The organism is Burkholderia sp. Bp9140 (assembly GCF_003853425.1).
GTDB lineage: Bacteria > Pseudomonadota > Gammaproteobacteria > Burkholderiales > Burkholderiaceae > Burkholderia.
This window is the reverse complement of sequence record NZ_QTPQ01000007.1, coordinates 124,032-151,022: the sequence shown is the minus strand read 5'-3', so window position 1 is coordinate 151,022 and position 26,991 is coordinate 124,032. Positions and strand designations below refer to the sequence as shown.

Sequence of the window (26,991 nt, the reverse complement as noted above, 5' to 3'; positions counted from 1 at the left end):
TTGCATAGATTTCTACCAAAATGACGGCTTCCTGCACGATCCAGCTTCACGCCGACGGAATCTGGCATGACGTCGGCGGCGTCACCCTGTTCGGCGAACCGGACGAAGGATGGCGTGGTCGCGCCTTTACGGGCTACGACGTCGAATGGATCGTGCGTCATCAGTTCGCCCGCGACGCGCGCGCGATGTCGTGCACCTTTCCGGTCGACCTCGAGCCGCTGGTCACGCCTCATTGGCCGGTGTTCCTGATCGATTTGCTGCCGCAAGGGTTCGGGCGCCAGGAACTGTTGCGCCACCTCGAACTCCCCGAAACGGCCGAGGAGCGCGCCGACTGGACGTTGCTGCTCGCGGGTGCCGGAAACTCGATCGGCAATTTGCGGGTCAAGGAAGCCGCGCAGTGGCTCGCCGAGCGCGGAGGGCCGCAGCAAGGATTTACGGACGACGATGTTGCTGCACGCGGCGACGCATTCAGCGAATATCTCGCCGAACACGGATTTTTCGTCGCAGGGGTGCAGGGCGAATGGCCGAAGCTGTTGCTGACGCGCGCCGACGACGGGCTGCTCTATCTCGATCACACGCTGCCCGACGAGCGCGCGGTCGAGCATTACATCGTCAAGTTCGGACGTGGCACGAACGAACGTCTTGCCCGGATCCTGCGGCACGAAGCGCCATACATGGCATTGGCTCAGCGTCTTGGCTTGCGCGTGCATGCGTCACTGATGCTGCGGGATCGGTCGTTGTTCATCCCGCGGTTCGATCGCGCGCGCAGCGGCGGGAGCGTCGTTCGGTTCGGGCAGGAAAGCATCGCTTCGTTGACCGGCAACGCAGGCTTCGGCGTCGTGCCGAGTCACGACGAGGTGTGTCGTCATCTCGTGCGTCGATGCACGGATCCCCAGACCGAGGTGGCCGAGTATCTGTGTCGCGATGTGGCGAACCTTGCGCTTGGCAACAAGGACAATCATGCGCGAAACACGGCACTGCAACGAGACTTCGACGGACGCATCGCCTTGACGCCGCTATACGATTTCGCGCCGATGTATCTTCATCCGGACGGCATTGCGCGCCGCATTCGCTGGGAAGGAAATGACGATGGCCGGCCTGACTGGGCGCGGGTGCTCGACACTGTTGTCCGGTCAAGCGAACCGCAGGCGGGGGAGACGCACGTTGCGCTGGACCGTCACGCGTTGCAGACGCGTCTGCGCGCAATGGCGCCGCATTTGCAGGTCATCGCCGATCACGGTGTCGATCTCGGTCTGGAACACGACGTGCATGCCTTTCTGAAACCCGGTCTCGAGCGGCTTGCTCGCGAGCTCGACAGGCTGCGTTAGCGAGGACGCGACACCATGGACAAACGCTACAACGCGATGTCGCTTCCCGAACAGCTCGCGCTGCGGCGCCAGGCGATCGACGACGTTCTTGCGCATCCGGAATGGCCGTTGCACGAGTCGGTGCGTCATCTGAAGAAGACGATGCGGCTGACGAGCGCCGAAATGGCCAAGCTCGCCGGCGTATCGACGAAGACGATTCAGGATATCGAACAGGGTCGCAGCGACGGAACCGTCCAGACGATGAACCGCATATTCGGCATGCTGGGATTGAAGCTCGGCGTCGTGCGGCGCGCGCCGCAATAACGCCTGCCGTGGTGGCGGGAGCGGCGCATCCGTCGGTCGATCGACAGATGCGCGATGCGTCCGGAGAGGGGGGGGGCCGGTGAGTCGCCCGGCCTACTTCACCGCAAACAGCGTCAGGTTCATGAAGATCTTGAACGCATAGCCGAGCGTGACGGCGCCGAGCACGCCGCCTGCCCACAGGATGACGAACCACATCCAGCCGCGCATCCGCGGCCGCGGCGCGTCGGGCTGGCGAGCGGCGGAATCAGTGGTGGTAGTAATGCTGGTCTTCATGGCGCACCTTGCCTCGGAATATCCAGTAACCCATCGTCGTGTAGGCGATGATGATCGGCAGGATAACCGCTGCGCCGACCAGCGTGAAGGTCTGGCTCGAACGCGGCGCCGCCGCTTCCCAGATCGTCATGGTCTGCGGGATCGCGTACGGGAACATCGTGACGAGCAGGCCGACGTAGCCGAGCAGCACGAGCGCCAGCGCGAGCATGAACGGCGTCATGTCGTGGCGGTCGCGCACCGCGCGACGCATCCACACCGCGCACCCGGCCACCAGGAACGGCACCGGCAGCAGGCGCCAGAACAGCCCCGAATCGAACCAGCGCTGCGCGATGGCCGGATCCTGCAGCGGCGTCCACAGGCTGACGACGGCGATGAAGCCGAGCAGCACGACCGTCAGCGGCCACACGACGCGATGCAGGCGGCGCTGCAGGTCGCCTTCCGTCTTCGCGACGAGCCAGCAGCAGCCGAGCAGCGCATAGGTCACGATCAGGCCGAGGCCCGTCAGCAGGCTGAACGGCGTGAGCCAGTCGAATGCGTCGCCCGCGAACACGCCGTCCTTCACGTTGATGCCCTGCAGGAACGCGCCGAGCGCGATCCCCTGGAACAGCGTCGCGCCGGCCGAACCGCCGATGAACGCGAGATCCCACAGCTGCTTCGTGCGCCGCGCCTTCGCGCGGATCTCGAACGACACGCCGCGGAAGATCAGGCACACCAGCATGAAGATCAGCGGCAGGTACAGTGCCGACAATACCGTCGAATAGACGATCGGGAACACCGCGAACAGCCCGGCGCCGCCGAGCACGAGCCACGTCTCGTTGCCGTCCCACACGGGCGCGACGGTGTTCATCATCAGGTCGCGTTCCTTCTCGTCCGGGAAGAACGGGAAGACGATGCCGATGCCGAGGTCGAAGCCGTCGAGCACGACGTACATGAAGAGCCCCAATGCGATGATCGCGGCCCAGATTACGGTGACGTCCATAGGTTTTCTCGTTTGCGAAATGGGTGGGCTCAGACGGTCTCGATCAGGTCGTCGACGGCGGACATCGGGCGGCGCGCGGTGTGATCGGGGCGTGTGTCGGGCGTGTCGTGTTGCGCGTCGTGCCTGACGTCGGGCAGCGCGGGGCCGGCCTTCATCAGCTTCAGCATGTAGTACACGCCGGTGCCGAACACGAGGAAATACACGATCACGAACGTCATCATCGACAGGCTGACCTGCTGCACCGACAGCGGCGACACGGCCTGCGCGGTGCGCATCACGCCATACACGACCCACGGCTGGCGGCCCGCTTCGGTCGTCACCCAGCCCGCGAGCAGCGACACGAAGCCGGTCGGGCCCATCACGAGCGCGAAGCGCTGGAACCACTTCGATTCATACAGGCTGCCGCGGCGGCGAAGGAACCACGCGAGCGCGGCGAGGCCGATCATCGCGAAGCCGAGGCCGACCATGATCCGGAAGCTCCAGAACACGACCGTCGAGTTCGGGCGGTCTTCCGGCGGGAAGTCCTTCAGCCCGCGGATCTCGCCGTCCCAGCTGTGCGTGAGGATCAGGCTGCCGAGGTGCGGCACCTTCACCGCGTAGCGGGTCGTTTCGGCCTGCATGTCCGGAATGCCGAACAGGTTGAGCGGGGTGCCGCCCTTCTCGGTTTCCCACAGCCCTTCGATCGCGGCGATCTTCGCGGGCTGGTGCTTCAGCGTGTTGATGCCGTGCTGGTCGCCGATCACGGCCTGCAGCGGCGCGAGCACCAGCAGCAGCCACAGCGCCATCGAGAACATCTTCTTCACGCCCTTGTCGCGGCGGCCCTTCAGCAGGTGCCATGCGCCCGTCGCGGCGACGACCAGCGCGGCGACGATGAACGCGGCGATCGCCATGTGGAACAGGCGGTACGGGAACGACGGGTTGAAGATGATCGCGAACCAGTTGGTTGGCACGACGCGGCCGTCGACGATCTCGAAGCCCTGCGGCGTCTGCATCCAGCTGTTCGACGCGAGGATCCAGAACGTCGAGATCAGCGTGCCGATCGCGACCATCAGCGTCGCGCCGAAGTGCGCGCGCGGGCTGACGCGATTCCAGCCGAACAGCATGATGCCGAGGAAGCCGGCTTCGAGAAAGAACGCGGTCATCACCTCGTACATCAGCAGCGGGCCGGTGACGGCGCCGGCGAAGCTCGAGAAGCCCGACCAGTTGGTGCCGAACTGATAGCTCATCACGACGCCGGAGACGACGCCCATCCCGAACGCGACCGCGAAGATCTTCGACCAGAACAGGCAGAGTGTCTTGTAGTACGGCTTGCCGGTCTTCAGCCAGCGATATTCGAGCACGGCGATGAAGCTGGCGAGGCCGATGCTCAGCGCCGGGAAGACGATGTGAAAGGAGACGGTGAACGCGAATTGCAGGCGGGCCAGATCGAGGGCCGAAAATGCGGAGTTCATACGAGTTGACCGAGGCTGACGATACCCGCCGGCGGGTGCCGGCGGACCCCGGCCGGTGGGGCGTCGGGGTTGGCGGGAGTATGGATCGCGATGTTGCGCCGCGAAATGTGCCAACTCGTCGCAGATGTCCAGTCCGCCGCGCGCCATTTCGGGATAAATCGTTGATTCGTATCAAGAACGCGGCTCGCGCCGCATGCGGCTGCGGCGTGGCGGCCTGCCGCACGTGCGGCAATATGGCGCGTCGCATCATTCGAACGATGCGGCCGGCGCAACGAGGTCGGCGCACGCCGCGGTGTCGCCCGGCGTCCGGTCGGGCCGACGTCGGGTCGCCGCGGCGCGCATCCGGCCACCGGCAGGCGCTGCGCGAATTGCGTACACTCTGAGTCTCGTTTCGTCAGGGCCGGGCACATCGGTTCCGGTCCGCGTTTACTCAGGGCACGAAGTTGACGTCCTCCTCCGCCTAAAGGCGGAGGATTCCCACACCTGGCGATGCACGTCCGCATCGGAGAATGTTCAAAGCAGCATTGACGTCGCGATCATGCACGACACCACAGTCACTACAGACCCACTCTCTAGCAAGAAACGCTTATGGAGCGAGAACGGGTTGAACCTCGCAACCGAGGTCGTTCAAGCGCTTCAGCAAGCGCTGGATAGTTTTGCTCGTGTCGTGCCGGGTAAAGTGATCAGCGCCGAGATCGATTCCGACACCGGAACGGATCGGTCGGGCCTGAATATCGGGTATCTCGATCACGATGTTCAAGAACCAATGGCCGCGCGCATCCTGCGCAAAGTTGGTGCCGTCCTTGATCTTGCCTTCAGGAAGCGGGCGGCTGTTGAACACGCGGAAAGTGTTGCTGGCGAAGCGAAACGCGTCGCCCTCGCGCTTCAGGTCTCGGCCCTTCAGCGGCACCCAGCCCAGCGATTTCCTGCCGCGATAGCGCAGGTAAGGCCGACGGTGCTGACTGCGCGACTTCGCGTATTGCTCGCATGTCGCGTTGATCGTGCCGGAGTGGATACCGAGCGCCTTGCTGCTCCCGTCGTCAGCATGTTCAGATCGAATCCCGTCGGCCACTTCTTGCTCCACTTGAGCGCGTGCTTCTGCGTATCGTTGCAAAAGTTCCAGACATAGTTCACCGCACGGCTCTGCTTGCAAAGCAGTCCGTTGAGCGACCTCACCCGGTAGCGGTAGACAAGAATCATGCCGGTGATCCTAACCCGTGGAAGAAGCTGCCTGTCGACAGCACTCCTTTCCTTCCCGCCATCCGCCCCGAAGGAAGTCCCCTTGGGGGAAATGGCGGGGTTTCTCGGAGCAAATTCTGATGATCGATTTACGCAGCGATACCGTGACACGTCCGAGCCAGGCGATGCTGGCCGCGATGACTGCCGCCGAAGTCGGCGACGACGTATGGGGCGACGACCCGACCGTGCTGCGCCTGCAGGCGGTCGCGGCCGAGCGGGCAGGCAAGGAAGCCGGCCTGTTCTTCCCGAGCGGCACGCAGAGCAACCTGGCCGCGCTGATGGCCCATTGCGAACGCGGTGACGAATACATCGTCGGCCAGCTCGCGCACACCTACAAGTACGAAGGCGGCGGCGCGGCCGTGCTCGGCAGCATCCAGCCGCAGCCGATCGAGAACGCGCCCGACGGCACGCTGCCGCTCGCGAAGATCGCCGCGGCGATCAAGCCGATCGACAACCACTTCGCCCGCACGCGGCTGCTCGCGCTCGAAAACACGATCGGCGGCCAGGTATTGCCGGACGGCTATGTGCAGGAAGCCGTCGCGCTCGCGCGCAGCCGCGGGCTGGCCGCGCACCTCGACGGCGCGCGCGTGTGCAATGCGGCCGTCGCGTCGGGCCGTCCGATCGCGGAACTGTGCGCGCCGTTCGATACCGTGTCGATCTGTTTCTCGAAAGGGCTCGGCGCGCCGGTCGGTTCGGTGCTGGTCGGCCATCGTGCGCTGGTCGAGCGCGCGCAGCGCTGGCGCAAGGTGTTGGGCGGCGGGATGCGACAGTCGGGCATCCTCGCGGCGGCCTGCCTGTATGCGCTCGACCACAACGTCGAACGGCTGGCCGACGATCACGCGAACGCCGCGCATCTCGCGGCAGGTCTGGCGCGCATCGAGCCGGTGAAGGTGCTGTCGCACGCGACGAACATGGTGTTCGCGCAATTTCCCGAAGCCGATTGCGCGCCGCTCGAGGCGTGGCTGAAGGAGCGCGGAATACTCACGCAGATGCTGTATGCGTCGCGCTTCGTCACGCACTGCGACGTGTCGCGCGCGGACATCGACACCTTCATCGACGCGGTCGGCGCGTATTTCGCGCAGCGTCGCGCGTAAGGCGGAATGCGCCGGCCGGCGGGGGGGCACCGGCGCGATGTGGCGCGAAGCAGGAAGCGGAGAGGCGACGGGGGCGACGTGGCAACCCGTCCGTCGATATTGGCCGTGCCGGCGGATTACGCTTGCCGGGGCATGTCGGCGGGCGGCGTGCCGTCGCGGAATAGCGCCTTCAACTGCGTGCGCAGTTCGGCGCTGTCGGTGTGCTGGTGCACCGAGACCGCATGTTGCACGGCGGCCTCCAGCAGTTCGTTGTCGGAGTCGGCGGAAATCGCGACCGAGCAATTCATCGCGCTGGGAAACTCGCGGCAATCGATATAGCGGCGGGACATGATGTTCTCCTCACAGGAAAGGGAACGGCCGGATTTGCGTGATCGGCCGCGCGGCGCCTTCGCGAGGCCGATGGAAAAAGTATAGGCGGCGCGGCGGCGTTTCTCGCCGCCACGCTTACCGCACCGCGTGCCGCGTGGGCGATGTCGATCACCCGCGCGTCACGGCAGCGGCGCGAGCAACCGGCGCGCCGCTTCGACCACCCGCGCGGACAGCGACGCCATCGTCGGCGACTGCACGGTCCACGCGTGCCAGTACAGCGTGACGTCGGTCGGATGCACGGGCGCGAGATCGACGAGCCCTTGCGTGTCGAGCGGCGCGCTGCCGATCAGCGGCTCCGGCACCATCGCGTAGCCGAGCCCGTGCCGCACCGCAGCGAAATGCGCATGCGTGCCCGGCACGAAGTGGCACGGATACGCGCCTTCCGGCAACCCGAACTTCTCCTTCAGGAACGTTGACTGCAGCGTGTCGCGCCGCGAATACGCGACGACGGGCGCCTTGCGCGCGCTCGTGCGGTTCAGGCCGCGCGGAAACCAGCGCCCCGCGAACGCGGCGGCGGCGAGCAGCCGGTAGCGCATCGTGCCGAGCGGCGTCGCGACGCAGCCGCGCATCGGTTTCGGCTCGGTCGTCACGCAGCCGACGGCCATCCCGCTTTCGAGCAGTGCGAACGTGTGGTCCTGGTCCTCGACGATCAGCTCGAACAGGATGCGCTCGCCCGCGAGCACCGACGTCAGCGCGGGCAGGAACCAGGTGCCGAGGCTGTCGGAGTTCAGCGCGATCGTGACCGAGATCGGCGATTCGCGCTCGGTCGCGAGCGTGCTTTGCAGGTCGGCCTGCAGCAGCGCGACGCGGCGCAGGTGCTGCAGCACGCGCTGTCCGGCCACCGTCGGCCGGCACGGCCGCGTGCGCAGCACGAGCGGCGTGCCGAGGCTCGCCTCCAGCGCGCGGACCCGCTGCGTGACGGCGGACGCGGTCACGTGCAGGCGTGCGGCGGCCTGCTCGAAGCTGCCGGTGTCGGCGACGGCCAGCAGCGCGGCGGCTTGCTTCGGATCGATCGTCATCGACATGTCGATGGCATTCCTGTGAACGTAAGACGAGAGGCCGTAGTGTAAGGCAGCACGCGCCGCCGGCCCGACGCGGCCAATCGTCCCGCCGTCCACCGGCGGCGCGCGCATTTTGACCTACCCTATAGAAACGCGCGGCGCCCGGCCGGTGCCAGGCCGGCTTGCCGCGTGCGGACGATCGTGCGCCGCGCGGATGCCGCGGCGCGGGCGTCGTGACGATTCCCATTTGACGGAGGACGAACATGTCGATTCGACTAGGCGAGGACGCGCCCGATTTCACCGCGGAGACCACCGAGGGCACGATCCGTTTTCATGAATGGATCGGCGATCACTGGGCGATCCTGTTTTCCCATCCGAAGGACTTCACGCCGGTATGCACGACCGAGCTCGGCTACATGGCCGGGCTCAAGCCGGAATTCGACAAGCGCGACACGAAGATCATCGGGCTGTCGATCGATCCCGTCAGCGACCACCGGAAGTGGGTGGCGGACATCGCGGAAACGCAGGGCCATGCGGTCAACTATCCGCTGATCGGCGACGATGAACTGAAGGTCGCGAAGCTGTACGACATGATCCATCCGAACGCGAGCGGCGGCCCGCGCACCGCGGTCGACAACGCGACCGTGCGCTCGGTGTTCGTCATCGGGCCGGACAAGAAGGTCAAGGCGATGCTCGTCTATCCGATGAGCGCCGGTCGCAACTTCGACGAGGTGCTGCGCCTGCTCGACGCGCTGCAGCTCAACGCGCGGCATACGGTGGCGACGCCAGTCAACTGGAAGCCCGGCGACGATGTCATCATTCCGACCTCGGTGTCGGACGATGCGGCGAAGCAAAAATATCCGCAAGGCTTCCGGACGCTGAAGCCGTACCTGCGGTTCGTGCCGCAGCCGCACTGACGGCTCGGCCCGCATGCAACGGGGCGGCCCGCACGCCCGCACGCCCGCGCGCCGGCGACGCGCGGTGCGCGGTGCGCGGGCCGGACAACCAGAACGACAGTAGGCGTGAATAAGCGACGGAGCGACTTCGCGATGATCTTCCGGCAACTTTTCGACCCGCAATCGTCGACCTACACGTATCTGCTCGCCGACCGCGGATCGCGCGAAGCGCTGCTGATCGATCCCGTGTTCGAGCAGGTGCGCCGCGATGCGGCGCTGCTCGACGAACTCGGGCTGCGGCTCGTCGCGACCATCGACACGCACGTGCACGCCGATCACGTGACGGGTGCATGGCTGATGAAGCAGCGCACCGGCAGCGCGATCGCGATCTCGGCCGCGAGCGGCGCGCAGGGCGCCGACCGCTACCTGAACGACGGCGATCGCTGCACGTTCGGCACGCGCTACCTGACCGTGCGCGCGACGCCGGGCCATACGAGCGGCTGCATCAGCCTCGTGCTCGACGACGAATCGATGGCGTTCACCGGCGACTGCCTGCTGATTCGCGGCACCGGCCGCACCGACTTCCAGCAGGGCGACCCGCGCGCGCTGTATCGCGCGGTGCACGGCCGGCTCTTCACGCTGCCGGCCGCATGCCTGCTGTATCCCGCGCACGACTACCGCGGGCTGACGGTGACGAGCGTCGGCGAGGAGCGGCGCTTCAACCCGCGCCTCGGCGGCGATCTCAGCGAAGACGATTTCGCCGGCTACATGCGCAACCTCGGGCTCGCGCATCCGCGCCAGATCGACGTGGCGGTGCCCGCGAACCTGCAGTGCGGCGTCGCCGAAAACGCGCCCGGCGCGCAGGTGACGGCCGACTGGGCGCCGCTCGTCTACACGTTCGCCGGGTTCTGGGAAATCGATCCGCAGTGGCTCGAGGATCACCTGCCGGCCGTGCAGGTCGTCGACGTGCGCGAACCGGACGAATTCGCAGGCCCGCTCGGCCACCTGCCCGGCGCGACGCCGATTCCGCTCGGCGAACTGGCCGCGCGTACCGGCGAGCTCGCGCGCGACCGGCCGATCGTGACCGTGTGCCGCGCCGGCGGCCGCTCCGCGCAGGCGACGGTGATCCTGCTGAAGGCCGGTTTCGATGCCGTCGCGAATCTCGGCGGCGGGATGCTGCGCTGGCGCGGCGAGGGGCGCGTCGTGATGGACGGCCGGTCGTAGCGGCGCGACGCCGCGCAACGAAAAAATGTTCGGACCGGTGTCGAATCGGCCAGGCGCCGTTCGTCGTCAGGTTATCCGATCACATGGCGCTGCATGACGCGGCGCCGACACCCGAGAGACCACGCGATGATGCCGACGCTTTACGCCCATCCCTTTTCGTCCTATTGCCAGAAGGTGCTGACTGCACTGTACGAGAACGGCACACCGTTCGAATATCGCGTGCTCGCGCACGACGATCCGAAGCCGATGCAGGAACTGGCCGCGCTGTGGCCGATGAAGCGCTTCCCGGTGCTCGTCGACGCGGGCCGCACCGTGATCGAGGCGACCATCATCGTCGAGTACCTCGACCTCTATCATCCGGGCCCCGTGCGACTGGTGCCCGACGACCGGCGCGCGGCGCTGGAAGTGCGGACGATGGATCGTTTCTTCGACAACTACGTGTCGACGCCGCAGCAGAAGGTCGTGTTCGATGCGCTGCGGCCGGAGCACGAGCGCGACGCGCGGGGCGTCGCCGATGCGCGTGCGATGCTCGAGACGTCGTACGCATGGCTGGACCGGACGATGGCCGATCGCGAATGGGCGGCCGGCGACCGCTTCAGCCTCGCCGACTGCGGCGCGGCGCCGTTCCTGTTCTACGCGGACTGGACGCACCGGATCGATCCGTCGTTCTCGAACGTGATCGCGTATCGCCGGCGCCTGCTTGCGCGGCCGTCGTTCGCGCGGGCGGTCGACGAAGCGCGGCCGTATCGTTCGTTCTTCCCGCTCGGCGCGCCCGATCGCGATTGACGGGCGCGGCCGCGCGCGCGGGGCGCGATGCCGCCGCGCAGGGCCGGCAGCGTGTGCCCGGGCGGCGTGACGACAGCAGCGGATGCATCGCGGCGCCGTCCCGTTACATCGTCGTGTGCTTGACCGACTGCGCGAGCGTCAGCAGTTCGTCGAACTGCGTGATCAGCTCGAAGCACAGCAGGAACGCGAGCGTATAGGCCGGCGCGGGGAAGCGCCGGATCGCCGCCAGCACCTGCGGCGCGAAGCGCGACCGGATCGCATCGCGCGTCAGCAGCCATGCAATGGCGATGCCGATCGCGGCACCGGCGATCAGGTCGGTCGGGTAGTGATAGCCGAGATACGCGCGCGGCACGCAGATGAACACGACCGCATACAGTAGCGCGAGCACGCCGGCGCGGCGCGCGATGATGAAGATACCCATCGCGATCGCCATCCACAGCATTGCGTGATCGCTTGGAAACGAACTCCAGGCCTGCAGCGTGGCCGCACGCAGTTCCTCGGACGGGAAGTGCAGGTGCAGGTCGGGGTTGTAGATCGGCCGCACGCGGAACGGCAGGACTTTCGCGAGCAACCGGCCGACCGCGAGTGCGACAAGCCCGCTCGCGACCGTCGCGATGACCCGCTCGCGTTGCCGTTCGCGCTCCGGTCCCGGCTGGAACCATAGCCAGCACAGCACGGGGATGAGCACGAAGCCCTTGAACGTATAGAGGCCGGCGATCACGCGGATCGCATGGTTCATCAGCGGTCCGAACGTGATGTGGGTGAGGAAGATCTGGATCGTGGTGTCGAAATTGTTCATGTTCTGCGACCTCGGCGGACACGCAGCGCATGACATGCGGCCGGCAAGGATCAGGAAGCGCGCTCGCACTGGAGCGCAATGGGGGGCAAGTATGTCATCGGTAATTTCGAAGAAAATGGGAAAAAATACCGGGAATCCCCTGATAAAACGCGATTTCCGCGTGGGGCCGGATGGGGGAGGACCGTGCGGCGCGGCCATGTCGAATCCTCTGACGGTTGTGCGAGGATGCTTCCGTGCCGGCGAAAAATAATCGGTTGAACTAGGCAATTCGTCGAACCGTCGCACACCTTGCACCGGATGACCGGATGCGTCCCGCGTCTCGCACGGATCTGCCGCGCTGCGCCGGGCCGCGCAGCACCGAAAGAAAATAAAAGAAAAGGCGGGCAAGCCCTGCGGCCTGCCCGCCCCGCATGCGCGATGCCGGGCCTTACCGGCGCCACATGCGCACGGCCAGCGCGGCCAGCGACGTCGCCACGGCCAGCACGATCACCGCATTCCAGCCCAGTTGCGCGAGCAATGAACTGCCGAGCGCGGCACCGGCCGCCATCCCGATGAACATGCCGACGAACAGCACCGCGTTGAGGCGGCTGCGCGACGCAGGGTCGATCCGGTAGACGATCGCCTGGTGCGCGATCAGCGTGGCCTGCACCCCGAGATCGAAGCCGATCGTCGCGGCCGCGAGCAGCGCGAGTTGCGCATGCGGCGTCATCAGCGGCGCGGCGGCCATCGCGGCGAACGACACGGTCGCGATCCCGATGCCGACCTGCGTGACGCGCTCCGGACCGTGGTGATCGGCGAGGCGTCCGGCAATGGGCGCGGCCAGTGCGCCGGCAGCGCCTGCCAGGCCGAATGCGCCGGCGGCTGCGCTGCCGAGGTGGAACGGCGCGCCGTGCAGCATCACCGCGAGCGTCGACCAGAACGCGCTGAACCCGACCGCCAGCAGCCCTTGCGCGAACGCGGCGCGGCGTAGCGCCGGATGGCGGCGCCACAGTTCGCCGAGCGACCCGATCAGCGCGCGGTACGACAACTGCGTGGTCGGCTCGAAGCGCGGCAGCCCGCGTGCGGCCACGACGCCGATGGCGGCGACGCTGGCGGCCGCGAGCGCGAACATCACGCGCCAGCCGGCCGTTTCCGCCACGAAGCCTGCGACGACGCGCGACAGCAGGATGCCGAGCAGCAGCCCCGTCATCACCGTGCCGACGATGCGGCCGCGATGCGTGTCGTGCGCGAGTGTCGCGGCGGCCGGCACGACGTCCTGCGCCATCGTCGCGGTCAGGCCGATCGCGAAGCTCGCGGCCAGCAGCAGCCCGAGCGACGGCGCGACCGCCGCGAGCAGCAACGAGACGACCAGCGCGGCGGCTTTCGTCACGATCACCCGGCGCCGGTCGAAGCGGTCGCCGAGCGGCGCGAGCAGCAGGATGCCGAGCGCATAGCCGAGCTGCGTGAGCGTCGGCACGAAGCCGATCGCGCGTGCCGACGCGCCGAGATCGGGCCCGAGCGCGGCGAGCATCGGCTGCGCATAGTAGAGCGGCGCGACGCCGAGACCGGCTGCCGCGGCGAGCAGCAGCACGAGCCGGCGATCGGGCATCGAGGAGGCGGCCGCGCGGGCCGGTGCATGGGCCGCGCGGGGCGCGGCGTCGAGACGGGTCGGAGTGGACATCGCGTACATCCTTGTTCGGGTAACGGATGGACGCGAGTGTGCCGACCGGCGGCCGGCCACGGTAGTGCCGTCCGTCGAAGATTTGTTATACGCTTGGCGAATGACTGAAAAAATCCCCGCTTCGCCCGCTACTGGCGGCTCTCCGCGCGTTCAGGCGGTGCCGGTCGACGGCGCCGGCTATCGTTTCGAGCTGATGGAAACCTTCGTGCGCATAGTCGAGGCAGGCAGCCTGTCGGCCGCCGCCGCGCAGCTGCACACGACGCAGCCGACCATCAGCCGGCGGCTGCAGGCGCTCGAACGCTCGCTCGGGATGCGGCTGCTGCAGCGGACGACCCATGCGATGCGGCTGACCGTCGACGGCGAGCGCTGCTTCACGCGCGCGAAGGAACTGCTCGCGAACTGGGCGGCGTTCGAGGCCGACCTGCGCGGCGCGCAGGAGGAGCCCGACGGCCTGTTGCGCGTCGCGGTGCCGCATGCGTTCGGGCAGGAGCGTTTCGTCGCGCCGCTTGCGCAGTACCTGCGCGAGTATCCGCGCGTCTCGGTGGAATGGCTGCTGCAGGACGAGGTGCGCGATTTCGTCGGCAGCGGGATCGACTGCGCGATCCAGGTGGGCGAGCCGACCGATCCGGGCGTGGTCGCGATCCGGCTGTCGAAAGTGCCGCGCTTCGTGGTGGCCGCACCGTCCGTGCTGAACGGCGCGGATGCGCCCGCCGATCCCGACGCGCTCGCCGCGTTGCCGTGGCTCGCGCTGCGCACGTATTACCGGACCGAGTTGACGTTGACGCACGCCGTCACGGGCGACACGCGACGCATCGCGATCCGGCCGCGCATCACGACCGCGAATCTCTACGCGCTGCGCAGCGCGGCGCTGCTCGGGGTCGGCGCGTGCGTCGGTTCGTCCTGGATGCTGGCGGACCATCTCGCGCGCGGCGAGCTCGTGCATCTCGCGCCCGACTGGCAGGCCGCGCCGTTGCCGGTCTACCTGACCTACCCGCACGCGCAGTTCTATCCGTCGCGGCTCGTGCGTTTCGTCGCGATGATGCGCGAGGCCGTGCCGCCGCTCGTCGAAGGGCGCGACACGTGAGCGCCGTCGCGTGCAGCGTCAGCCGCGCCGGATGCCTTCGGGCAGCGCGCTGATGCGACGCACTTCAGGCGAGTCGAGCCACGCGCGGGACGTCGCGCAGTCGACGAACATGTCGGTCGCATCGTCGCCCCAGAAGAGGTCGCCGTCGAGTTCGAAGGTCGGCACGCCGAACACGCCGTGCGCGATCGCCTGATCGGTGTTCGCGCGCAGTGCATCCTTCACCGGCTGCGCTTCGACGGCCGTCACGCCTTCGGGAAAACCGACCGCCTCGCACAGCGCGGCGAAGCCGTCCGGCGTCGACACGTCCTGGCCGTCGCGCCAGATGTGCCGGAAGATCCGCCGGATCGCATCGGGCGAGCTGCCCATCGCGATCGCGAGACGCAGCGGCCGGATCGGGTTGAACGGGTGCGCGGGCGGCATCCGGAATGGAATGCCGAGCTTGTCCGCGCGGTATTGCGCGTGGCGATAGGTGAAGATGCGCTTCGCCGCGATCTCGGCCGGCGCTTTCTGGCCCCAGTGCGCGAGCAGCGCGCCAAGCACGATCGGCTTCGGCGCGTATGCGGCGGCAGGCGGTAGTTGATCGAACCGTTCCTGCTGCAGGTAGGCGAACGGCGAAACGAAATCGAAATACCAGGTGGCGGTGCGCGCTGCGTTCATCGAGGGGGTTCCCTTCCACGTGTCCGGACGGCAGTTGTGTATCGCGCCGGGCGGCGCGGTGCAGGTGTTGGTGGGCAGTGTCGCATGCGGCCGCCTTTTGCGCTGTCGCGCCGCCGGACGCGCGTGGCCGGCTAGGGCTGCGCGGTATCGTCCGCCGCCGCCGCGAACCGCGCGAGACTGTCGCGCACGGCCGGCGCGTCGTAGCGCGCGCCTGCGCCACCGAGCGCGACGGTCGCCTTCTGCGCGAGCGGCAACAGCATCGCGAGCGCCGCGGCCATCGCCGGCGCGGCGGCAAGCCGCGATTTCGGGCCGGACACCGTCAGCGCGCCGACGCAATCGCCGGCTGCGCCGAACACCGGCGCGGACGCCGACGCCGTCTCCGGGTCGCGCTCGCCGTACGACGCGGCCCACAACTGTTCGCGGACGTCGTCCCACCGTGCATCGTGCGGGTCGGTGAACGCGAGCAGCACTTTCCCGGACGCCCCCTGGCGAACCGGAAACTCCTCGCCGACCCGGATCGACACACGCACCGTGCGCGAGGGTTCGACGCGGTAGAGCACCGAGCGCATGTCGCCATGCCGGACGTAGAACGATGCCGTTTCGCCGAGTTCTCGGCTCAGCGTCTCGAGCAGCGGTTCGACGACCGGGCCGACCCGGAACGAGCGTTGATACAGCGCGGCCAGCCGCAACGGCTCGTGTCCGACCGCGTACTGGCCGTCGTCGAGCTTGCGCACGAAGCCGCCGTGCTCGAGCGCGGCGAGCAGGCGCAGGATCGTGCTCTTGTACAGCCCGGTGCGGCGCGACAGTTCCGCGAGCGACAGCCGGTCGTCGGTGGGTCCGAACGCATGGAGGATCGCGAACGCGCGATCGAGGACGGCGACGCCGCTGGAGGTTTCGGCCGACGAATCGGGCGCTTCGTCGGTGTGATCTGCGGGAGTCGAGGTCGGGGGCACGGCTTGCGGTTCCTTGGGGTGGCGGTCGATCGACTATATCGTTCTGTCTGACAGAACTCAAGTTCCAAAAAATCGCAATTTCACGGGTATACCCCGCTTACGTCACGTTCGATGCGCCTCTAAAGTTCCGTCAAACAGAACGATGTTCTTCTAGATAGAACTTTGAGGTGTCGAATGAGCGTTTCCGAATATCCGAAGGTGCTGGTCAGCGAAGTCGGGCCGCGTGACGGCCTGCAGAGCATCAAGGCCGTGATGCCGACGGCCGGCAAGTTGCGCTGGATCGCCGCGCTTGCGGCGGCCGGCTTGCGCGAGATCGAGGTCGGGTCGTTCGTGCCCGCGCGGCTGTTGCCGCAGATGGCCGACGTGCGCGAAGTCGTCGCGCATGCGCTGGCGATTCCCGGGTTGCACGTCGCCGCGCTGGCGCCGAACCTGCGCGGCGCCGAAAGCGCGTTCGACGCGGGCGTCCACAAGCTGACGCTGCCGGTGTCGGTGACCGAGGCGCACTCGCTGGCGAACATCCGCAAGACGCCGGCGCAGATGATCGACGAGGTGCGCGCGATCGTCGCGCTGCGCGATGCACGGTTTCCGTCGGTGCAGATCGAGGCGGGCGTGTCGGTCGCGTTCGGCTGCACGATCGCGGGCGCCGTCAGCGACGACGAGACGATCGCGATGGCGGTCGCGATGGCCGAATGCGGCGTCGACGAGATCGGGCTCTCCGATACGAGCGGCTATGCGAACCCGGCGCAGGTGCGCCGGCTGTTCATGCGCCTGCGGCGCGAAGTCGGCGACAAGGCCGGCGGCGCGCACTTCCACAACACCCGCGGGCAGGGGCTCGCCAATGTCGTCGCGGCGCTCGACGCCGGCGTGACGACGATCGACGCGAGCCAGGGCGGCCTGGGCGGCTGCCCGTACGCGCCGGGCGCGACCGGCAACATCGTCACCGAGGATCTCGTATTCCTGCTGGAGTCGATGGGGTACGACACGGGCGTCGACGTGGACGCGCTGCTCGCCGCGCGCGCGATCCTGCACGCGGCGCTGCCGGCCGAGGCGCTGTACGGCCATGTGCCGGACGCGGGGCTGCCGAAGGGTTTCCGATATGCGGCCGGCCGGGTGCCGACCGCGGCCCAGCCGGAAGGCTGCCTCGCGGGAGTCGCGCAATGAACGATCGCCAACCGGCTTCGCCGCTGCCGTACGAAGGCGTGCGCGTGATCGAGATGACGCACATGGTGATGGGTCCGACCTGCGGGATGCTGCTCGCGGATCTCGGCGCGGAAGTCATCAAGATCGAACCGATCGCGGGCGACAGCACGCGCGCGCTGCGCGGTTCCGGCGCGGGCTTCTTCGGGATGTTCAACCGCAACAAGAAGAGCCTCGCGGTCGACGTGAAGGATCCGCGCGGGCTCGAGATCGTGCGGCGGCTCGTCGCGACCGCGGACGTCTTCAGCGAGAACTTCAAGAGCGGCACGATGGACCGGCTCGGCCTCGGCTATCCGGCGCTGTCCGCGCTGAATCCGCGCCTGGTGTACGTGTCGCACAAGGGCTTCCTGCCCGGGCCGTACGAACATCGCACCGCGCTCGACGAAGTGGTGCAGATGATGGGCGGCCTCGCGTACATGACGGGCCCCGAAGGCCGGCCGTTGCGTGCGGGCTCGAGCGTGAACGACATCATGGGCGGGATGTTCGGCGCGATCGGCGCGATGGCCGCGCTCGCGCAGCGCGAACGCACCGGCCGCGGCCAGCAGGTGCAGAGTTCGCTGTTCGAGAACAACGTGTTCCTCGTCGCGCAGCACATGATGCAGTTCGCGGTGACGGGGCAGGCCGCGTCGCCGATGCCGAGCCGGATCTCCGCGTGGGCCGTCTACGACGTGTTCTCCGTCAAGGACGGCGAACAGATCTTTCTCGCGGTCGTGTCGGACACGCAGTGGGCGCTGTTTTGCGACGCGTTCGGCTTCGCCGCGCTGAAGGACGACGCGCGCCTCGCCACGAACAACCTGCGCGTGCAGGCCCGCGACTGGCTGCTGCCTGAACTGCGTGCGCGGCTCGCCGCGCATTCGGCGGCGGAGATCGGCGCGACGTTCGAATCGATCGGCTTGCCGTATGCGCCGATCACGAAGCCGCAGGACCTGTTCGACGATCCGCACCTGCTCGCCACCGGCGGCCTCGAAGCCGTGACGCTGCCGGCCGACGCGAGCAGCGCCGGCCGGCCGGTCGACACCCGTACCGCGCTGCTGCCGCTCACGCTCGCGGGCGAGCGCCTGCGGCTGCGTTCGGCACCGCCCGCGCTCGGTCAGGACACCTGCGCGCTGCTCGGCGAGCTCGGCTATACGCCGGACGACGCGCGGGCGCTGATCGAAGCGGGCGTCGTCGCGGGGCGGCACGGACACGGTGCGGACGGGCTGCCGCCGGGCGTGACGGGCTTACCGGGCGATACGCCGTCGCCGAACGAAGTGGCGAGCGCGTAGCGCCGCCGCGATCCATCGAACGAACAAGGCATCCCGCCCGCGATCGCGCGGGCGCGGACTGCCGCATCCACGGAGACAACCATGACATCCGCTTCCCCGGCGCTGGCCGCCGATCGCGAGACCGACGCGTCGATCGAGCAACGGGCCGTGCGCAAGGCCGCGTGGCGCTTCATTCCGCTGCTCGCGCTCGCGTACTTCTTCAATTATCTCGACCGCACGAGCGTCGGGTTCGCGGCGCTGACGATGAACCGCGATCTCGGCCTGACCGCGACGCAGTTCGGCTGGGGCGCGGGGATCATGTTCGCGGGCTATTGCGTGTTCGAAGTGCCGAGCAATCTCGCGCTGTATCGCTTCGGCGCGCGGCGCTGGCTCGCGCGCATCATGATCACGTGGGGGCTGATGGCGGCGGCGACCGCGCTCGCGACGGGGCCGACCAGTTTTTATGCGATCCGGCTGCTGCTCGGCATCGGCGAGGCCGGCTTCTTTCCGGGCGTGATCTTTTTCCTCGCGGTGTGGTTTCCGGCGAGCTATCGCACGCGCGTGCTTGCCTGGTTCACGGTGTCGACACCGCTGTCGTCGCTGATCGGCGGTCCGCTGTCGACCTGGCTGCTGCAACTCGACGGCGCGCTCGGCCTGGCAGGCTGGAAGTGGATGTTCATCGTCGAAGGGCTGCCCGCGTGCGCGCTCGGCTTTTTCGTGCTGAAGCTCCTGTCCGACTCCCCGGCCACGGCTGCCTGGCTGTCGGACGACGAGCGTGCGGCGCTGCAGCGTGCGTTCGAGCGCGAAGGCGCCGCCGGCCGCAAGAAGCGCTTCGGCGTCGCGCTGCGAGACGTGCGCGTGTACCTGCTCGCGCTGATCTCGTTCGGCTTCACGATGGGCTCGTACGGCATCGGCATCTGGCTGCCGCAAATGCTGAAGGCGCACGGGATGTCGACGATGCAGACCGGCTGGCTGTCCGCGGTACCTTACTTCTTCGCGACGGTCGCGCTGCTGTGGTGGGCGAAGCGGGTGGACCGGCGCGGCGGCCCGGTCGCGAACCTGGCGATCGGATTGTTCATCGGCGCGGTGGCGCTCGGCGTGTCGACCCATTTCCTGACGCTCGGGCCCGCGCTCGTCGGCATCACGCTCGCGCTGATCGGCACGATTGCCGGACGTACGATCTTCTACACGCTGCCTTCGCGCTTCCTGTCCGGCCAGGCAGCGGCCGGCGGCCTGGCGCTGATCAATTCGATCGGCGCGCTCGGCGGATTCGCGGGCCCTTATCTCGTCGGCTACCTGAAGGACAGCTTCGGCACCTTCACGGCCGGCATGCTCGGCCTCGCGATCGTCCTGGCGATCACGACGCTGCTGACGCTGTCGCTGTACGCGTTCGACCGGAGCGAATGACATGACGATTTCGATCAAACGACGCCGGTTGCTCGGCGCGGCCGCCGCCACGCTCGCGCTCCCGGCATTGGCCGACACGCGCCCGCCGGCTGAAAACGGAGCTTCCCGCATGACGACGCAAAGCAACTATCTCGCGGTACGAAACGACTGGCTGGCCTCCGCGCTCGAACCCGCACTCGAGCCGGATCTGCCGATCGTCGATGCGCATCACCACTTCTACGAGCGGCCGGGCTGGATCTATATGCTCGACGACTATCTGCAGGATGCGCGGTCGGGCCACAACATCCAGGCTTCCGTCTACATGCAGGCGCTGACGCGCTATCGCGATGCGGGGCCGGCCGAACTGAAGCCGGTCGGCGAGACGGCTTACATCGCCGGCGCGACCGCGCCGCTTCAGCAGAGCGGTCCGGCCGTCGCGAAAGGCATCGTTGGGCATGCGGACCTGCGGCTCGGCGAGCGTGTGCGCGACGTGCTCGAAGCGCATCTCGACGCGGGGCGCGGACGCTTTCGCGGCGTTCGGCACCTGAGCACGTGGGATGCCGATCCGTCGCTCGCGAATCCGCTGTCGGCGGTGCCGCGCGGGTTGCTGCTCGATCCCGCGTACCGGGCCGGTGTCGCGCAGCTCGCGCCGCTCGGACTGTCGTACGACGCGTGGCTGTTCTTCCCTCAATTGCCCGAGCTGTTCGACCTGGCGAAGGCGAACCCCGACACGCGGATCGTCGTCAATCACTGCGGCGGTGTCGTGCGGATCGCGAGCTATGCGGACCAGCGGCCGGAAGTGTTCCAGCGCTGGTCGGCGTCGATGCGCGAACTCGCGCAACTGCCGAACGTATTCGTGAAGGTGGGTGGCCTCGGCATGCGGATCAACGGGTTCGATTTCGAGAAGGGCGCGCGGCCGCCGTCGTCCGAACAGCTCGCCGATGCATGGAAGCCGTGGATGCATACGTGCATCGACGCGTTCGGCGCCGAGCGCTGCATGTTCGAGAGCAATTTCCCGGTCGACAAGGGCTCGTATTCGTACGTGAACGGCTGGAACGCGTTCAAGCGGCTGACCGCGCACGCCAGCCCGAACGAGCGCGACGCGCTGTTCCGCGGGACCGTCTCGCACGTGTACCGGCTCGGCTGACGCGTATCGCGCGCGTCGCGTGGCTCTAGCCCGTCTCCACCAGCGCCGCGAGCCGGGCGAGCGCCATGCACCAGCCGGTCTCGTTGTCGGCGGCCGGCACGCCCGGCGGCACGCCGTCGTGCACTGCATCGACGCGCGTGCCGCCTGCTTCGTCGGACAGCGTGATCGTGATCGTCATGGCGCCGCGCAGCATCGGATCGTCGGTTTCGAACACGTCGATTTCGACGATCCGCTCGTCGGGCACGAGCGTCACGAAGCGGCCGTGATAGGTGTCGGTGTGCGCGGTGGTCTTGCCGGTGCCGTCCGACGGTTCGTCGTAGCTCAGCGACACGCGCAGCGCGCCGCCTTCGCGCGCGTCATAGGCGTCGACGCGGCACGTCATGCCGTCGGGCACCTTCCATTGTTCGACCGCGCGCGGGTCGAGCAGCGCGCGGTAGACGCGCCCGCGCGGCGCGTTCAGGTGCCGGCTGACCCGGGTCGAATGCGTGTGCATGTGCAGCATGTCGCCTCCCGCGGAGCGCGCGCGACGGTGCACGCCGGATGCCGGCGTGTCGTCACGCTTCCTTCAGGAATCCTAGGCGCGCGCGCGGCGGCATGCAATCGGACCGTACACTCGCCCGCATTCAGCGCAACGCGGCCGCGAATTCGTCGAGTTGCGTGATGCAGGTGTTCCAGCCTTCGAAGAAGCCGAGTGCCTCGTGGCGCTCGCGCGTCGCCGCGTCGGGATGCATCACGCGCGCCTCGTAGCGGCAACCGGCGTCGTCGTCGGCCATCGTGATGATGGCCGTGAAGCCCAGCCACGGCACCTGCGGGCGCCAGCCGCCCGCGAGCATCGACGTGAACGCGATCCGCGCTTCCGGCACGATGTCGAGGAAGCAGCCGGGGTTGTCGCTCGTGCCGCCGTCGGGGCCGCGCATGAACGTGTGGAAGGCGCCGCCCGGGCGCAGGTCGAACGCACGCACTTCGGTGGTCCACGGTTTCGGGCACCACCACTCCTTCAGCAGTTCGGGATCGGTCCAGGCGCGCCAGAGCGCCGGGCGCGGCGCGCGCAGCGTGCGCGTGATGACGAGGTCATGGGCTTCGGCGGGTTCGGCGTGGCTTGCTGACATGCGCGTATTCCTCCTGATGGCGGCGTTCGACGAATTCCACGAGACGATCGGCGCGCGCTTCCCACAGCGCGCGCTGCGCGGCGAGCCATTGCTCGGCTTCCGCCAGCCGGCCGCCGACCAGCTCGCAGGTGCGCGAGCGGCCGGCTTTCCGGGTCTGGACGAGGCCGCTGCGCTCGAGCACCGCAACATGCTTCATGAACGACGGCAACGCCATGTCGAACGGCGCGGCCAGTTCCGAAACGGTCCGCCCGCCGTCGCCGAGCGCGCTGACGATCGCGCAGCGCGTCGGATCGGCGAGTGCGTGGAATACGTCGCTGATACCGGGTTGAAAGTTAGCCATGCGGCTAAGTATAGGCGATGCAACGGGAATTTTCACCGCGTAGGATGATGGGGCGGTAACGCGTCGACCGGGCCGGGCGCCGTGTTGCCGGACACCGACCGCCGGCGCGCATGCTCGACCGCATGCCGGTGTTCCTTGTGGATCCTGGCAGGCGCATGCCACCGAACGCGTGCCGTCCGCGTGATTGCCGGAGAAGATATGACCGAATCCGTTACCGTCCGCCGCGTCGACGCGAGCGAAGCGCGTGCGTGCATCGACGCGCTGGCCGACGTACTGATCGATTGCGTCGAAGGCGGCGCGTCCGTCAGCTTCATGTTGCCGATCGAACGTTCGACGGCCGTCGCGTTCTGGATGCGCGTCGCCGACGGCGTCGCGAGCGGCGAGCGCATCCTGCTGGTCGCCGAGAACGCTGCCGGCCGGATCGTCGGCACCGTGCAGGTCGTGACCGCGCAGCCGGAGAACCAGCCGCACCGCGCGGACATCGCGAAGATGCTCGTGTCCCGTCATGCGCGCCGGCAGGGGATCGCCGCACGGCTGATGGCGGCGGCCGATGACGCCGCGCGCGACGCCGGCAAGACCGTGCTCGTGCTCGACACGGTGACGGGCGGCGATGCCGAGCGCCTGTACGAGCGGGCCGGCTGGCAGCGCGTCGGCGTCGTGCCGAACTATGCGCTGATGCCCGACGGCGCGTTGTGCGCGACCACGTATTTTCACAAGCAGCTCGTGTAACGGGGCGCGATGCGATCGCGATCCGGTTCGCGATCGGCACGCGTGCGGTGGAGCGGGGCCGCAGGCTCGAGGCCGGGCGGAAAGGAAATGCCGGCCGGCGGCAGTGCGGCTCCGATATATTCATGCTGGAACACGCCGCCACAGCACTACTAAAACGCCACCACAACGTCACCCGAACCGCCGCCTCGATGAACCGCTCCCATGTCGCCTTTGCCCTCACGGGCCTGCTCGTCGCGCTGCCGATTGCCGCGTACGCGCTCGTCAAGCCGCTGCGTGTCGTCGCGCCCGCGTTGCTTCCCGGCGTGTCATGCCCGAGCGCGGACATCTGCACGGACGACGCGGCGAAGCTCGGCGCCGCGCAGCAGCTCTATCGCGACGGCTACGCGCGCGCGGCGGCGGCCGTGGGCGCGTTTCGCGACGCGCCGCGCGTCGTGTTCTGCTCGACGCGCGCATGTGCCGACCAGTTCGGTCTCGGCGATCGCGCGGCACTGACGCTCGGGGATTTCGGCGTGGTCGTCGCGCCGCGCGGCTGGCAAGCCTACTTTCTCGCGCACGAACTGATCCATCACCGCCAGGCCGAAGTGCTCGGCAACCTCGCGGTCGCGACCAAGCCGCGCTGGCTGATCGAAGGGATGGCGTATGCGCTCAGCGACGATCCGCGTCATCCGCTGAAGCAACCGTTCGAGTCGTGGCGCACGCAATTCGAAACATGGCATGCCGCGTTGGGCCGGCAGCCGCTGTGGGATGCGGCGAGGGCCGTGGAATAGCGATCGCGCGCGACTGGCGCCCGCCGTGCCGCTACGCCGGCACGGCCGGATCGTCGGGTTGCCCGACGAGCGTGCGCCGCCCCGCGTCGAGGATCTCGTCGGCCAGCGCCGGATCGGTGCCGGCGAGCGCGCGCGACAGCACGAGCGCGCCGACCATCTGGCTGAAGACCGCGATCGCGTCGCGGCGCGTGTCGGCCGCGGCCGCGCCTTCCGCGGCCACCATCCGTTCCAGCCGGTCGAGATACGCGGCGACGCCGTGCGCGTAGCAGGCGCGCGCCGCGTCGGTCAGGCGCGGCGCGTCGCCCGCGAAGCCGGACAGCGGGCAGCCGGCTTCGACATTGTCGCGATGCGCGGTCGACAGGTACGACGTCACCTGTTTCGCGACGCTGCCGGCGTTCGGCGAATCCGCGCGGTCCCGCATGGCCTTCTCCATCACCGCGGCGACCAGCGCATCCTTCGATTTGAAGTGGTTGTAGAAGCCGCCCTGCGTGAAGCCGGCCTCCTTCATCAGCTCCGTCAACCCCACCGCGTCGACGCCGCGCACCCGGAACAGCCGCTCGGCGGCCGCGACGATCGCGTTGCGGTTTTCGGCAGCCTGTTGTCTCGAGACGCCCATCGATCTCTCCCTCATTCCGGCAATTGCATCGATTGAAAAACACAATGGTGATCGCCATTGACGTGCCGGAATTGCGCTGACACAATGCAACCGCAAAGACAATGGTGATCGACATTGACATCAAGTGTAGCCGACTTCGCGAACGAAGCGAAGCGACCGGCGCGGCACGGGTGGAAGCCGGCACCGGTCTTTTGCGCCACGGTGCGCGGGCGGCGGGGCGATCCGGCTCCCGGCGCCGGCGGTGCCGCGATTCGGTACGCGATGGCAGCGTGGTTTTCCACCGGATCCGTTCGCGCGGCGAACCCGCGCGAACGGGATTCATTCACTCGCTGAAAGGAACGATCATGAAGATCGAAGGTGCAGTCGTTTTCGTCACGGGCGCGAACCGCGGGCTTGGCCTCGAGTTCGCGAAGCAGGCGCTCGCACGCGGGGCGCGCAAGGTCTATGCAGGCGCGCGCGACCCGGCCAGCGTGACGCTGCCGGGCGTGGTGCCCGTGAAGCTGGACGTGACCGATCCGGCGGCGGTCGCCGCGGCCGCCGACGCCGCGCGCGACGTCACGCTGCTGATCAACAACGCGGGCATCGCGCGGCTCGGCAGCCTGACCGACGACGGCGCGGTCGACGCATTGCGCGATCACCTCGAAACCAACGTGTTCGGGATGCTGGCGATGTCGCGCGCGTTCGCGGGAACGCTCGCCGGCCACGGCGGCGGCGCGATCCTGAACGTGTTGTCCGTCGCGAGCTGGATGAACCGGCCGATCCTGTCGGGCTACGGCGTGTCGAAGTCGGCCGCGTGGGCGCTGACCAACGGGCTGCGGCATTCGCTGCGCGAGCAGCGCACGCAGGTGGTCGGGCTGCATGCCGGCTTCATCGATACGGACCTGACGCGCGGTCTCGACGTGCCCAAGGCGACGCCGGCCGACGTCGTGCGCCAGGCGTACGACGCGATCGAATCCGGTGCGGAGGAGGTGTCCACCGACGACTTCACGCGACAGGTGAAGGCCACGCTGTCGGCCGGTGTGTATCTGGACGAGGCGACGCCGCTCTGACGCCGCCCGTGGAAGACCGCCCGCCGCCCGCCCCTGCGCGCGGCGGGCCCGGTCGTCAGACCGTGGTGTCGATGATGCCCGGGATCTTCACGTCCGGGTTCACGTCCGCGTCGTAGTCGACGCCGGCGATCTCGAAGCCGAACAGGCGCAGGAACTCGGTCTTGTAGCCGGCGAAGTCGGTCATCTCGTACAGGTTCTCGTTCGTGACGTTGTCCCACATCGCGACGACCTTGCCCTGCACTTGCGGATCGAGTTCCTTGTAGTCCGCACGCAGACGGCCTGCTTCGTCGACGTGCGGCGTCGCGCCGTACAGGCTGTCCTTCAGGAGCCCGTACACCTGCTCGATGCAGCCTTCGTGCGTGCCTTTCTCCTTCATCACCTTGAACAGCAGCGACAGGTAGAGCGGCATCATCGGAATCGCCGAGCTCGCCTGCGTGACGACGGCCTTCAGCACCGACACGCGCGCATCGCCGCCGTGCGCGGCCAGCGTGTCGCGGATCGACAGCACCTTCTTGTCGAGATCCTTCTTCGCTTCGCCGATCGAGCCGTTCCAGTAGATGTCGTGCGTGATCTGCTCGCCGAGATACGTGAACGCAGTCGTCTTCGCGCCGTCGGCCAGCACGCCGGCTTCATCGAGCGCGTCGATCCACATCTGCCAGTCCTCGCCGCCCATCACGGCGACGGTGCCGTCGATCTCTTCCTGCGTCGCCGGCTCGAGCGAGACTTCGCGGATCACTTCCTTGTCGGTGTCGAGGCCGCGGAACGTGACCGACTTGCCGACCGGCTTGAGCGTCGAGCTGATCGTTTCGCCCGTCTTCGGATGGGTGCGGCGCGGTGCCGCGAGGCTGTAGACGACCAGGTCGACCTTGCCGAGATCCTGCTTGATGGTGTCGATCGTGACCTGCTTGACCTTGTCGGAGAAGGCGTCGCCGTTGATGCTGCGCGCATAGCGCCCCTTTTCCGCGGCGAACTTCTCGAACGCGGCGCTGTTGTACCAGCCGGCGGTGCCCGGCTTCGTCTCGCTGCCGGCGCGCTCGAAGAACACGCCCAGCGTGTCCGCACCCGAGCCGAAGGCGGCCGAGATCCGGGCGGCGAGGCCGTAGCCGGTCGACGCGCCGATCACGAGCACCTTCTTCGGGCCGTTGGCGATCGGGCCGTGCGAAGTCACGTAGTCGATCTGTTCCTTGACGTTGGCTTCGCAGCCGACCGGATGAGTCGTCACGCAGATGAAGCCACGCACGCGCGGTTTGATGATCATGGAAACCTCTGTCTAGTCAGAAAGGCGGGGACGGCCTGAAATCGGAAAAATTC

General features: G+C 68.0%; 28 protein-coding genes and 1 pseudogene. 14 read left to right on the top strand and 15 right to left on the bottom strand.

Annotation, left to right across the window (positions count from 1 at the left end; all coding sequences use genetic code 11):
• The first annotated feature begins 20 nt into the window (after positions 1-20).
• Both DIE21_RS08500 and DIE21_RS08495 read left to right on the top strand, forming a co-directional pair.
• A complete protein-coding gene (locus DIE21_RS08500; RefSeq protein ID WP_124497277.1) occupies positions 21-1,328 on the top strand; it encodes a type II toxin-antitoxin system HipA family toxin in 1,308 nt (435 codons plus the stop codon).
• Between the two features lie 15 nt (positions 1,329-1,343).
• A complete protein-coding gene (locus tag DIE21_RS08495) occupies positions 1,344-1,631 on the top strand; it encodes a helix-turn-helix domain-containing protein (RefSeq protein WP_124497276.1) in 288 nt (95 codons plus the stop codon).
• A gap of 93 nt (positions 1,632-1,724) precedes the next feature.
• Here the strand turns inward: DIE21_RS08495 and DIE21_RS08490 are convergent, their stop codons facing one another.
• The 4 genes and pseudogenes from DIE21_RS08490 to DIE21_RS08475 all read right to left on the bottom strand — a co-directional run bounded on the left by DIE21_RS08490 (position 1,725) and on the right by DIE21_RS08475 (position 5,534).
• On the bottom strand, positions 1,725-1,904 hold the full coding sequence (locus tag DIE21_RS08490; RefSeq protein ID WP_124497275.1) for a hypothetical protein: 180 nt from the start codon (positions 1,902-1,904) through the stop codon (positions 1,725-1,727).
• The gene (cydB, locus tag DIE21_RS08485; RefSeq protein WP_124497274.1) at positions 1,876-2,883 is read right to left on the bottom strand and encodes a cytochrome d ubiquinol oxidase subunit II; all 1,008 of its coding nucleotides are present in this window, start codon (positions 2,881-2,883) and stop codon (positions 1,876-1,878) included. Before cydB ends, DIE21_RS08490 begins: the two co-directional genes overlap by 29 nt.
• Before the next feature lie 29 nt (positions 2,884-2,912).
• Entirely contained in the window at positions 2,913-4,334 is a 1,422-nt protein-coding gene (locus DIE21_RS08480; protein WP_124497273.1) for a cytochrome ubiquinol oxidase subunit I, read from the bottom strand.
• Positions 4,335-4,794: 460 nt separating this feature from the next.
• Positions 4,795-5,534: pseudogene (locus DIE21_RS08475) on the bottom strand (zinc ribbon domain-containing protein).
• A gap of 119 nt (positions 5,535-5,653) precedes the next feature.
• Here DIE21_RS08475 and ltaE point away from each other — a divergent pair.
• Positions 5,654-6,667, top strand: coding sequence for a low-specificity L-threonine aldolase (ltaE, locus tag DIE21_RS08470; protein WP_124497272.1), 1,014 nt, complete (start codon positions 5,654-5,656; stop codon positions 6,665-6,667).
• A gap of 116 nt (positions 6,668-6,783) precedes the next feature.
• Here the strand turns inward: ltaE and DIE21_RS08465 are convergent, their stop codons facing one another.
• Both DIE21_RS08465 and DIE21_RS08460 read right to left on the bottom strand, forming a co-directional pair.
• Positions 6,784-6,996, bottom strand: a complete 213-nt coding sequence (locus DIE21_RS08465; RefSeq protein ID WP_124497271.1) for a DUF1059 domain-containing protein — start codon at positions 6,994-6,996, stop codon at positions 6,784-6,786.
• A 159-nt stretch (positions 6,997-7,155) separates the two neighbouring features.
• A complete protein-coding gene (locus tag DIE21_RS08460) occupies positions 7,156-8,061 on the bottom strand; it encodes an HTH-type transcriptional regulator ArgP (RefSeq protein ID WP_124497270.1) in 906 nt (301 codons plus the stop codon).
• 239 nt (positions 8,062-8,300) lie between these two features.
• Between DIE21_RS08460 and DIE21_RS08455 the strand changes: the two genes are divergently transcribed.
• From DIE21_RS08455 to DIE21_RS08445, 3 genes are all read left to right on the top strand, one after another.
• Positions 8,301-8,954 (top strand): peroxiredoxin, encoded by a 654-nt coding sequence (locus DIE21_RS08455; RefSeq protein ID WP_124497269.1) that lies wholly within the window; start codon positions 8,301-8,303, stop codon positions 8,952-8,954.
• Positions 8,955-9,086: 132 nt separating this feature from the next.
• Positions 9,087-10,157, top strand: coding sequence for an MBL fold metallo-hydrolase (locus DIE21_RS08450; RefSeq protein WP_124497313.1), 1,071 nt, complete (start codon positions 9,087-9,089; stop codon positions 10,155-10,157).
• A gap of 126 nt (positions 10,158-10,283) precedes the next feature.
• Positions 10,284-10,943 carry a glutathione S-transferase family protein gene (locus tag DIE21_RS08445; RefSeq protein WP_124497268.1) on the top strand — a complete coding sequence of 220 codons (660 nt, stop codon included), beginning with the start codon at positions 10,284-10,286 and terminating at the stop codon, positions 10,941-10,943.
• A gap of 103 nt (positions 10,944-11,046) precedes the next feature.
• Here the strand turns inward: DIE21_RS08445 and DIE21_RS08440 are convergent, their stop codons facing one another.
• Positions 11,047-11,742 (bottom strand): phosphatase PAP2 family protein, encoded by a 696-nt coding sequence (locus DIE21_RS08440; RefSeq protein WP_124497267.1) that lies wholly within the window; start codon positions 11,740-11,742, stop codon positions 11,047-11,049.
• Positions 11,743-12,169: 427 nt separating this feature from the next.
• Entirely contained in the window at positions 12,170-13,402 is a 1,233-nt protein-coding gene (locus tag DIE21_RS08435; RefSeq protein WP_124497266.1) for an MFS transporter, read from the bottom strand.
• A 100-nt stretch (positions 13,403-13,502) separates the two neighbouring features.
• On the opposite strand from DIE21_RS08435, the gene DIE21_RS08430 reads away from it, so the two are divergent.
• Positions 13,503-14,486 (top strand): LysR family transcriptional regulator, encoded by a 984-nt coding sequence (locus DIE21_RS08430; protein WP_124497265.1) that lies wholly within the window; start codon positions 13,503-13,505, stop codon positions 14,484-14,486.
• Positions 14,487-14,504: 18 nt separating this feature from the next.
• Here the strand turns inward: DIE21_RS08430 and DIE21_RS08425 are convergent, their stop codons facing one another.
• Positions 14,505-15,143, bottom strand: coding sequence for a 2-hydroxychromene-2-carboxylate isomerase (locus DIE21_RS08425; protein ID WP_124497264.1), 639 nt, complete (start codon positions 15,141-15,143; stop codon positions 14,505-14,507).
• Positions 15,144-15,274: 131 nt separating this feature from the next.
• Positions 15,275-16,096 carry an IclR family transcriptional regulator gene (locus DIE21_RS08420; protein WP_124497263.1) on the bottom strand — a complete coding sequence of 274 codons (822 nt, stop codon included), beginning with the start codon at positions 16,094-16,096 and terminating at the stop codon, positions 15,275-15,277.
• A 174-nt stretch (positions 16,097-16,270) separates the two neighbouring features.
• On the opposite strand from DIE21_RS08420, the gene DIE21_RS08415 reads away from it, so the two are divergent.
• The 4 genes from DIE21_RS08415 to DIE21_RS08400 all read left to right on the top strand — a co-directional run bounded on the left by DIE21_RS08415 (position 16,271) and on the right by DIE21_RS08400 (position 21,070).
• On the top strand, positions 16,271-17,257 hold the full coding sequence (locus tag DIE21_RS08415; protein WP_124497262.1) for a hydroxymethylglutaryl-CoA lyase: 987 nt from the start codon (positions 16,271-16,273) through the stop codon (positions 17,255-17,257).
• Entirely contained in the window at positions 17,254-18,558 is a 1,305-nt protein-coding gene (locus DIE21_RS08410) for a CaiB/BaiF CoA-transferase family protein (protein ID WP_124497261.1), read from the top strand. Before DIE21_RS08415 ends, DIE21_RS08410 begins: the two co-directional genes overlap by 4 nt.
• Positions 18,559-18,639: 81 nt before the next feature.
• Positions 18,640-19,944, top strand: coding sequence for an MFS transporter (locus tag DIE21_RS08405; protein ID WP_124497260.1), 1,305 nt, complete (start codon positions 18,640-18,642; stop codon positions 19,942-19,944).
• Position 19,945: 1 nt separating this feature from the next.
• Positions 19,946-21,070, top strand: a complete 1,125-nt coding sequence (locus DIE21_RS08400) for an amidohydrolase (RefSeq protein WP_124497259.1) — start codon at positions 19,946-19,948, stop codon at positions 21,068-21,070.
• 25 nt (positions 21,071-21,095) lie between these two features.
• Here DIE21_RS08400 and DIE21_RS08395 read toward each other — a convergent pair whose 3' ends face one another.
• The 3 genes from DIE21_RS08395 to DIE21_RS08385 all read right to left on the bottom strand — a co-directional run bounded on the left by DIE21_RS08395 (position 21,096) and on the right by DIE21_RS08385 (position 22,519).
• Complete coding sequence (locus tag DIE21_RS08395) at positions 21,096-21,572, bottom strand: SRPBCC family protein (protein ID WP_124497258.1); 477 nt, start codon at positions 21,570-21,572, stop codon at positions 21,096-21,098.
• Positions 21,573-21,693: 121 nt separating this feature from the next.
• Positions 21,694-22,179 carry an SRPBCC family protein gene (locus tag DIE21_RS08390; RefSeq protein ID WP_124497257.1) on the bottom strand — a complete coding sequence of 162 codons (486 nt, stop codon included), beginning with the start codon at positions 22,177-22,179 and terminating at the stop codon, positions 21,694-21,696.
• On the bottom strand, positions 22,142-22,519 hold the full coding sequence (locus DIE21_RS08385; RefSeq protein ID WP_124497312.1) for a helix-turn-helix transcriptional regulator: 378 nt from the start codon (positions 22,517-22,519) through the stop codon (positions 22,142-22,144). Before DIE21_RS08385 ends, DIE21_RS08390 begins: the two co-directional genes overlap by 38 nt.
• Positions 22,520-22,717: 198 nt before the next feature.
• On the opposite strand from DIE21_RS08385, the gene DIE21_RS08380 reads away from it, so the two are divergent.
• Positions 22,718-23,248 carry a GNAT family N-acetyltransferase gene (locus DIE21_RS08380; protein WP_124497256.1) on the top strand — a complete coding sequence of 177 codons (531 nt, stop codon included), beginning with the start codon at positions 22,718-22,720 and terminating at the stop codon, positions 23,246-23,248.
• A 188-nt stretch (positions 23,249-23,436) separates the two neighbouring features.
• Positions 23,437-24,015, top strand: a complete 579-nt coding sequence (locus tag DIE21_RS08375) for a hypothetical protein (RefSeq protein ID WP_124497311.1) — start codon at positions 23,437-23,439, stop codon at positions 24,013-24,015.
• 31 nt (positions 24,016-24,046) lie between these two features.
• Here the strand turns inward: DIE21_RS08375 and DIE21_RS08370 are convergent, their stop codons facing one another.
• Positions 24,047-24,631 carry a TetR/AcrR family transcriptional regulator gene (locus DIE21_RS08370; protein ID WP_124497255.1) on the bottom strand — a complete coding sequence of 195 codons (585 nt, stop codon included), beginning with the start codon at positions 24,629-24,631 and terminating at the stop codon, positions 24,047-24,049.
• A 344-nt stretch (positions 24,632-24,975) separates the two neighbouring features.
• Between DIE21_RS08370 and DIE21_RS08365 the strand changes: the two genes are divergently transcribed.
• Positions 24,976-25,680, top strand: a complete 705-nt coding sequence (locus DIE21_RS08365; RefSeq protein ID WP_124497254.1) for an SDR family oxidoreductase — start codon at positions 24,976-24,978, stop codon at positions 25,678-25,680.
• A 55-nt stretch (positions 25,681-25,735) separates the two neighbouring features.
• On the opposite strand, the gene fabV is transcribed toward DIE21_RS08365, so the two are convergent.
• Complete coding sequence (gene fabV / locus DIE21_RS08360; RefSeq protein ID WP_124497253.1) at positions 25,736-26,938, bottom strand: enoyl-ACP reductase FabV; 1,203 nt, start codon at positions 26,936-26,938, stop codon at positions 25,736-25,738.
• Positions 26,939-26,991 lie beyond the last annotated feature (53 nt).